The organism is Fusibacter paucivorans (assembly GCF_018390735.1).
Taxonomy (GTDB): Bacteria; Bacillota; Clostridia; order Peptostreptococcales; family Acidaminobacteraceae; genus Fusibacter; species Fusibacter paucivorans.
This window is the reverse complement of sequence record NZ_JAHBCL010000062.1, coordinates 1-8444: the sequence shown is the minus strand read 5'-3', so window position 1 is coordinate 8444 and position 8444 is coordinate 1. Positions and strand designations below refer to the sequence as shown.

Annotated in this window: 8 protein-coding genes; 5 read left to right on the top strand and 3 right to left on the bottom strand. The window is 37.5% G+C overall.

The features are described from left to right. Positions 1-306 precede the first annotated feature (306 nt). Both KHM83_RS19195 and KHM83_RS19190 read left to right on the top strand, forming a co-directional pair. On the top strand, positions 307-912 hold the full coding sequence (locus KHM83_RS19195; RefSeq protein ID WP_213238652.1) for a nucleotidyltransferase family protein: 606 nt from the start codon (positions 307-309) through the stop codon (positions 910-912). A 164-nt stretch (positions 913-1076) separates the two neighbouring features. Beyond that, positions 1077-1490, top strand: a complete 414-nt coding sequence (locus tag KHM83_RS19190; protein WP_343213183.1) for a MarR family winged helix-turn-helix transcriptional regulator — start codon at positions 1077-1079, stop codon at positions 1488-1490. A 3-nt stretch (positions 1491-1493) separates the two neighbouring features. Here the strand turns inward: KHM83_RS19190 and KHM83_RS19185 are convergent, their stop codons facing one another. Continuing rightward, a complete protein-coding gene (locus KHM83_RS19185) occupies positions 1494-3005 on the bottom strand; it encodes a PucR family transcriptional regulator (RefSeq protein WP_213238650.1) in 1512 nt (503 codons plus the stop codon). 151 nt (positions 3006-3156) lie between these two features. Here KHM83_RS19185 and KHM83_RS19180 point away from each other — a divergent pair, with 151 nt between their 5' ends. From KHM83_RS19180 to KHM83_RS19170, 3 genes are all read left to right on the top strand, one after another. After that, positions 3157-5091 carry an NAD(P)/FAD-dependent oxidoreductase gene (locus tag KHM83_RS19180; RefSeq protein WP_213238649.1) on the top strand — a complete coding sequence of 645 codons (1935 nt, stop codon included), beginning with the start codon at positions 3157-3159 and terminating at the stop codon, positions 5089-5091. A 36-nt stretch (positions 5092-5127) separates the two neighbouring features. Further along, a complete protein-coding gene (locus KHM83_RS19175; protein ID WP_213238648.1) occupies positions 5128-5982 on the top strand; it encodes an SDR family NAD(P)-dependent oxidoreductase in 855 nt (284 codons plus the stop codon). A gap of 154 nt (positions 5983-6136) precedes the next feature. Beyond that, positions 6137-6550 carry a YjdF family protein gene (locus KHM83_RS19170; protein ID WP_213238647.1) on the top strand — a complete coding sequence of 138 codons (414 nt, stop codon included), beginning with the start codon at positions 6137-6139 and terminating at the stop codon, positions 6548-6550. A 63-nt stretch (positions 6551-6613) separates the two neighbouring features. Here the strand turns inward: KHM83_RS19170 and KHM83_RS19165 are convergent, their stop codons facing one another. Further along, complete coding sequence (locus KHM83_RS19165; RefSeq protein ID WP_213238646.1) at positions 6614-7549, bottom strand: reverse transcriptase domain-containing protein; 936 nt, start codon at positions 7547-7549, stop codon at positions 6614-6616. A 90-nt stretch (positions 7550-7639) separates the two neighbouring features. Then, positions 7640-8444 (bottom strand): ExeA family protein (locus tag KHM83_RS19160; protein ID WP_343213182.1); only part of this gene is annotated, 805 nt, incomplete at its 5' end.

Genomic DNA, 8444 nt, shown 5'->3' with positions numbered 1-8444 from the left:
TACATTCGCATTGCGGTATGATATCACCCTACGATTATGAACTTGAATTTGTCAGTTAGTAATCATAAAAGTTGTTTAAAGATTCTACGTTTAAGTTGTCCTTTTTCTTGACAGAAGACCAGTTAAATCATTGGATCGATAAATAAAATGGTAGTCATTAATAATAGTAGAAAGAGTCTGAATTTGAGAGAGAAAATCTGGGAGTATATTCATATAAATAAATCCTTTCCTTTTTTAAAAATTGTAGCATATGGGGAGGTCTTTGCAAGTTCTTCTTTATAAGAAGTTGCGGAACGGAAGGTGAAAATGATAGTAAATGGACTTATTCTGGCAGCAGGAATGTCTAGTCGAATGGGAGAATTTAAACCATTGTTAATGATAAATAATAAAACGATGATAGAACAAAGCATTGATAGCATGCTTGCCGCAGGTGTTAAAACCATTACGCTTGTTCTCGGATACCAGGGAGATAAAATAGAGGAAGTTATTGATAGAGCAGGATATAAAAAGAAGCAGATTCAGGTTGTTTATAACCGAAATTATGCAAGTACGCAGATGCTTGATTCTGTAAAAATTGGTGTAAATAATATCAAAGGTTGTGATGCATTTTATCTTTTGCCAGGAGATATGCCGGCTATTCATCTTGATACCTTTCTAAAGGTGCGAGAAACCATGGAATATCAAAATGCAAAAATTGTATTCCCAACGATGAAAGGATATCGAAAACATCCACCGCTTATATCGACTGATTTTATTACAGATATTTTAAATTTTAAGTCAGAGGGAGGGCTTCGTGAGCTCTGGAAAGATTTCGAAAGTGAAATAATTGGTGTGCCAGTCGATGATCTGGGATGCATGATAGATGTTGATACAAAGCCTCAGTATCATTATGTTTGCCAGTATATGTATTAATGCATTATAGCATTGCTACTAAAAAAATATAGCATATATTTAAGACAATATTTACAAAATGAAAAGCAGTTGGTATAATTTCCACATACACATGAAAAGGAGTGATATGATGAAGAAAGTGAAAAAAATGCTAGCATCGACCATTATGTCATTAAAAGGAAGGCATTCCGGGAACGGATATTCCAATTTCATATGCCCAGATTCAAGTGATTGAATACTTGTTAGAAAATGAAGAACTACACCAAAATATGAAACAGATTGCAATGAGACTTGGAATTACGACCAGTAATTTTTCCAAATTGGTTAATAAGCTGGAACAAAAACAGTTGCTGGAAAAATTTCATACTGCCGATAATCGGAAAGAAGTCATCATTCAAGTAACCGAGTATGGACGACGGGTCTATCAGGAATATTCGGACTACATTTATCGAGAACATTTTTCAAAGATGTTTGAGGCAGCAAAAGACATTCCAAAAGAATGCCTTCCGCTGATTGCAGATATGCTGGGAGCTCCTTATAAAAATGCAAATTGTAAAAAGAAAGAAACCCCTGTTTTAATTCCCATTCATAAAGATTAAGAGCTAAGAAAGATAATTTTCAATATAATAGCTAGAAGTTATGTGGAAGAGTTGATTCGAATCCGTTAAGTTGATTCGGGTCAGCTCTTCTATTTTTTCCATTCGGTAGGAAAGACTATTGCGATGAATAAATAAAGCAGCAGCGGTCTGAGTTGCATTATACTGGCATTCGATGTACTTTCTGAGCGTCTCATAAAGGAATGTACTATTTTTCTCATCATATTGCTTTAATATTTTAAGTGCTGGATTTACAAATTCGGATAGATCCTTTTGATTTGGATAGTGTGACAGCAAATCATAAAAAGCAAATGCATCATAAGAAAGTATGGTATCCGACATATCCAATTTTAATGATAAATTATGTAAAAAAAGACATTGTTCAAAATAATTTCGACAGCTGAAAATATTAGTAAAATTCTGGCTTATATAAAGGTTTTTCGAGACTTTTGGAAGAAGTTCACGAAGTTTTTTCTTTTCTGTTTCTTTCAAATCGAGTGTATTAGATAATGCAATCAATGCCACAATATAACCTTTGTAATGGGTGATGTAGGCCTGAGGAAAGACAAGGCAGAGTCGTTCCAGGGCAAAACTTTCCCATTGCTTCTCATCGGATAATGTACCGCATGCAGCGACAAGACAGCACATATTCTTTGGAGGCTCTATTTTGGAAGCTTTCATTCGAATGGATATGTTTTCGAACTGCTTATCATCTAACAGATGGTAAAGTAGAATGCTCTTGAGTGATCCATGAATACCTGCAAAATCAGGATTTTTGCTTAATATATCGCTCATTACATAGCTAATGTTTGGTAGCATTTCACGTTGCATTAAATTGAGAGGTGTCTTTTCTTCGAGCATAATCGTATAGCCAATTAATGAATTATTCCAAAAAATTTTACTGCATAATTTGCTATGAGGCGAAGCCGGGCAATTTAGAATATACGAGATTGAATTAATCGGAGAAACCGTATTTGCCATGATTTCATTGACAGCAGTAATGAATTCGTAAGTACAATAACCACGCGCAATATTTTCCTTCCATAGATGATCTGTTATTTCAAAATTATCTGAATAGAGTAACACTTTAAATCCAGTATCAATTACGATGACTGGATTTTTTAGTTTCTGCGCGGCAGCATTTACAATTGTTTGCCCATTATCACCACGGATGGACATAGCAATGAGTTGTGAAAAGTCATTGGATAACTGCAGGGATTCATAAAATAATCGGTGCACATAATTGAATACAGAAGAGAGGTCTTCTGGTTGTATGATGGCAAAATTTCCGTTGGGCAAAGACTGTTTGGTAAGGGGGGTAATGGAAATTAATTGTTCTGGGAGTAAAATTTTCGGGTTAAGAGAGGATAAGTCTCCAATGTATAAAATTCCATCTTCAAAACTGTTAGCTTTTGGATCCAATAGCTGAATATCCGTAATTTTATCAACATTTGCATCACTTACAATTGTTATTTTGTAGTCAGATTTTAAGTTCTCCATGATATGTCGAAACTGCATAAAATATGCTCCTTTCCATACTGTGCAACTAGCACAAACATAACAAGATTCATTCGTTCAAAGCACCCGTTTATAACGGTATTTGGGTGTGTTAATATTATAACAAGAAACGAAAAGCCTGACAAGTCAAAGTATAAGGAGGATTTTAAAAATGAAGTATGAAAAATTGTTTCAAAAAGGAATGATTGGTAAACTTGAACTAAAGAACCGTATCGTGATGCCTGCCATGGGCGTTTCACTGGCTAGTTCTACCGGTGAAGCAAGTGATGAAATGATTCGCTATTACGAAGAACGTGCCAAAGGAGAATGCGGTCTCATTATAACGGAGATCACAAGAGTTGATGATATCTACGGTGTGGGAACTTCCAATCAATTAGCAGTAACAGATGGGAAAGACATCCCAAGACTTCAAAGACTAGCAGATGCGGTACATAAATATGATGCAAAGATATTTGTTCAGCTACATCATCCAGGAAGACAGACCTATAGTAGATTACTTGATGGAAAGCAAATCGTAGCTCCATCTGCTGTTATGTGTAATGTAGTCAAAGAAATGCCTCGAGCTCTGACTACGGAGGAATGTGAAGGCATTATGAAAGCTTTCGTAAAGGGTGCAGTTATAGCAAAGTCAGCAGGTATTGATGGAGTAGAAATTCATGCCGCACATGGCTATTTGATTGATCAGTTTTTATCTCCATATACTAACAAGAGAACGGATAAATACGGCGGAAGCTTCCATAACCGTATTCGTATCTTGGAAGAGATGATTACAGCAATCAAACATTTATGTGGTCCTGATTTCCCAATCAGTGTTCGTATCAGTGGAGACGAATTCGTAGAAGGTGGATTAAAATTAGAGGATTCCATCAAAATCGCGCGCACTCTGGAAAGCTATGGAGTCGATGCAATCAATGTTAGTTCTGGTATCTATGAATCTGGTGCAACCATTGTCGAGCCAGGCTCTTATCCACAAGGTTGGAAAAAACATTTGGCTACGGAGATACGTAAAAATGTAAAAATTCCTGTGATTGCAGTCAACAATATCAAACAGCCATGCGTAGCAGAGCAGCTCCTTGAAGAGGGAGTTTGTGATTTTATTGGAATCGGAAGAGGACAGTTAGCCGATGAAGAGTGGGCAAAGAAAGCGAAAACCGGACGCGAAGATGAAATCAGAAGCTGTATTGGATGTCTACACTGTTTTAAGACTTTAAATACAGGAAAACACATTTCATGTGCTGTTAACCCAAGAGTTGGACGAGAGCTTGAATATAAAGATTACGAAAAAGATGGAGAGAATCAAGTGGTTGCAGTAATCGGAGGCGGACCAGGCGGAATGCAGGCAGCCTTAGTATTAGCGAAACGAAATTATAAAGTAGTTCTATTTGAGAAGAGCGCTGAACTTGGTGGTACATTAAACATTGCAGATAAACCTTTATTAAAAGAAAAAATTACATTACTGAAAAACGGAATGAAAACACAAGTAGAAAAAAATAACATTGAAGTGCGCCTAGGCACCAATGCAACGGTAGAAATGGTGAAAGAATTAAATCCAGTCGGAGTTTTTGTTGCCTGTGGAGCTTCACCAGTTGTTCCGAAATTACCGGGTATTGAAAATAGCAAAGTAGTGACAGCAGAAGATGTACTTAGTGGAAAAGTAAAAGCTGTAGGAAAAGTTGCCGTGATTGGTTCCGGATTAACTGGATGTGAAACTGCTGAAACATTGGCAGAGCAAGGCCATAGCGTTTCCTTAATCGAAATGGCTAAGACAATTGGACCTGGAATATATCCATCCATTTTAATGGATTTAATGGGAAGATTCAGAAAGTTCAATCCACAGATTTTGCCAGGTCATAGACTTGCAGCGGTTACGGATAAAGGTGTACTTGTTGTTAATGTTGCAAACGGACAAAAAATGGAAGTAGAAGCAGATACGGTTGTACTTGCGCTTGGTGTTACCCCTCGCAGAGACATGGTTGCGGAATTTGAAGCTTCGTTTGATGAGGTTCGTGTTATTGGAGATGCATTAAGAGGCGGAAGTATTGTGGAAGCAGTAGCAGATGGATTTGGTAAAGCATTCGTATTTTAGTATAGTGCCGTTAAGGCGGAGGATAGGAGAGCAAATATGAAGGATTTTAAAGGAAAAGTAGCAGTAATTACCGGTGCGGGAAATGGATTTGGAGTTGAAATAGCAAAAGAATGTGCCATTCGTAATATGAAAATGGTTCTAGTTGATATTGAAGGTGAAGATGTTGAGCGCACAAAGAAATTAGTAGAGTCTATGGGTGCGGTAGCAGTTTCTCTTACAGCAGATGTAAGCCTTCTCCAAGAAGTAAAAAAGATGGTGGATATTACCATCGAAAACTTTGGACAGATTGATTTACTCTTTAATAATGCAGGTGTAGCAATTCCAGGTTATATCTGGGAGCTTCCAATGCGTGACTGGGATTGGATTGTAAGCATTAATGTCATGAGTCAGGTATATGCAATGAACCTTGCCATTCCTATCATGTTAAAGCAAGGAACTCCTTGCCATATCATTAATACAGCTTCTGTTGCAGGCCTCATTACATCAGACGGAATGCCAGCATATCATACAACAAAACATGCGTCTGTAGCACTTTCGGAAAGTGTAAGCTATGATTTGCAAAAAATAAATGCAAATATAAAGGTATCTGTGCTTTGCCCAGGATTTGTGCAAACGGATTTGCATCATTATGAAAAACATAGACCAGAACGTTTTACAGCGGTGGAAGATCCATATTATCAAAGCGATTCTTTTAAAATGCATCAGGCAATCGCAGAACATGTAGTGACCACAGGAATTCCGGTTGACAGCATTGGTATGAGCGTATTTAATGCAATTGAAGACGAAGATTTCTACATATTAACGCACCCAATTTACTCCACCTTAATCGGAAAGAGAGTAAAGGATATGTTAGAAGGAAAAGGTCCAGATTTAAAGGCACTACGTGGATAATTTTAACTTGAATGTCATTTTTTATGTGTTATAATAAAACCACAAAGATAAAAACACGTCCCGGTAGGTAGTCCGGGTGCAGCATAAGCTGTCAGTAACCTGCCTCCTTGGTTGTCCATTCTTTGTTCATCTAATTCTTTAAGGAGGGAATAAAATGGACAAAGTATGTGAAACATTGCAGGTATTGTTTGAGGAACCATTCTGGATTGGTGTATTTGAAAAAAGACAAGAAGGAAAACTTAGCGTATGTAAAGTCACATTTGGTGCAGAACCAAAAGACTACGAGGTTGAAAAATTTGTGCTTTCCAATTACTACAATCTTCGGTTTGGTCCAACTGTTGAATTTAAAATGAAGGAGAAAGAAAAAGTAAATCCAAAGCGTCGCCAAAGGGAAGTAAAAAAACAATTAAAAAACGCAACCATTGGTACAAAGTCCCAGCAGGCAATCAAGTTAGGACAAGAAGAGGTAAAACTTGATCGTAAAATAGCGTCAAAAAAACGATGTGAGGAAGAAAAAGCTTTTCAATTCGCTTTAAAACAACAGAAGAAAAATAGAGTAGAGAAATAATTGCTAAGAACTATTTCCCTCTCATTGAACCGTACGTACGGGTCGCGTATACGGCTCTACAACTTATATTCCAACTTTTCTTAGATAATAATTTAAAGGATTGAGCAAACCAGCTCCATCCTTTATTTTTGTTTCTAGCAGTGTAGGATTTATAATATAATTCACTACATCCATACTACATCTTTTGTACCAACCAAGCCTTGAGTTTGCAACTTTGAAAATGCTTTCTGCATTAAATCCATTCTTATATTTTCTATTCAAGTAAGACAGATTTCTGAAAATGGTCTTTGGCATTTTCCATTGTTTTATAACAATCACTCTTATTTTATGTCTTAGCCATTGACCAAACTCGTTCATAAATTGCTTCATCATTCCGATTCTAAAGTAATTTATCCAACCCATAACAATTTGATTTACTCTTTTTATAGTAACTGCTAAGGGTCTTGATATTGCTTTTCCTCTTTTGAGATACTCACGCAATACTTGATATAATTTCGCTTTCTTCTCATTTGTGGGCTTTACTTTCCATTCTCCACCGTTCTTCAAGAACGTGAATCCTAGATATTTACTTCTCATCGGTCTTACTACTTTGGATTTTGTTGCATTCACTCTCAGAAATAACTTTCTTTCTATCCAACTAGATATTGAAGTCATAACCCTATTTGCTGCAACTTCACTTCTCGTGAATATCAGCACATCGTCTGCGTATCTTACGAAACGCAGACCACGCTCCTCCAATTCCTTATCTAGCTTATCAAGATACACATTTGAAAGTATAACTGAAATAGGTCCGCCTTGCGGTACGCCAGTTTTTGTAGCTTTAACAATTCCTTTCTCCATTACTCCTGCTTTTAAATATTTGCGTATGAGGTTAAGGACACTGCTATCATTTACTTGTTCTCTAAGAATTTGAATTAACTTATCGTGATTTACCTTATCAAAGAATTGCTCAATATCTAAGTCGATTACCCATTTGTTTCTGATTTCTAGTTCTGTCATTGCCTAGCTCATAACTCTTGCCGTAGCTAGCTCGCTTATCTTGCCTCAAAAAATGCGTGTAGTGGCTGCAGTGTTACTGCAGCCCAATAATCATGGAAGTTCCCCTGCGATGACTTCACGAATCATATGGTCATCAATGAGCTTTTTGGCACGCTGTGCCGCATAAATCAGAGCATGCGTGCAAAGTTTATTGATAGCCCTAGCTGATCCTGCAGAATAGCGGTAGATTTCATCGATTGCTTTATCAGTGAAAACTTCCTTTGCTCCACCAGAGTAGCTCAGATGAGCAGCGATGTACTCATGTGTTTGAGAAAGATCGTACTGAGGAATTTCACATTTGAGATCGATACGTTGTCTGATGGCTGCATAATGCTGAAGCTTGAGCTTGTCCCATAGTTCGTTCTGACCAACGAGGATCAGCGACATTGGCTGATGCGAATCCATCTTGGTGTTGAGTAGGAAACGGATTTCCTCAAGGGTTTCTTTTGCAAGAAGGTGTGCCTCATCAACAATCGTAACGACGTGCTTTTTATAGATGCCATGAATGATTTCAAGTTGTTGGTGAAGTTGACGCCTGGCATCACCGCGATAAAATTTAGATTCTATGCCCAGTTGATCAAGTAGACCTTTGTAGAACCACCTTGGCGTCAGTTTTGAATCTGATAAATATAAGATTTCATAGTTCTCTTTTGAAAGTTTACTGGTGAACCGTCTAATGGCAGTTGACTTGCCGCAGCCAACATCGGCCGTGACGACAGCAAACAGTTGCCTTGCTGCCGCATATTCCAGTCGGGAAAGCACTTCACTCATATCACTTGATAGGTACAGAGCGTCAGTATCGATGTCATTTCGAAAGGGTGTGTTTGTCATTTCAAAGAAGGGTTCATACATTGGA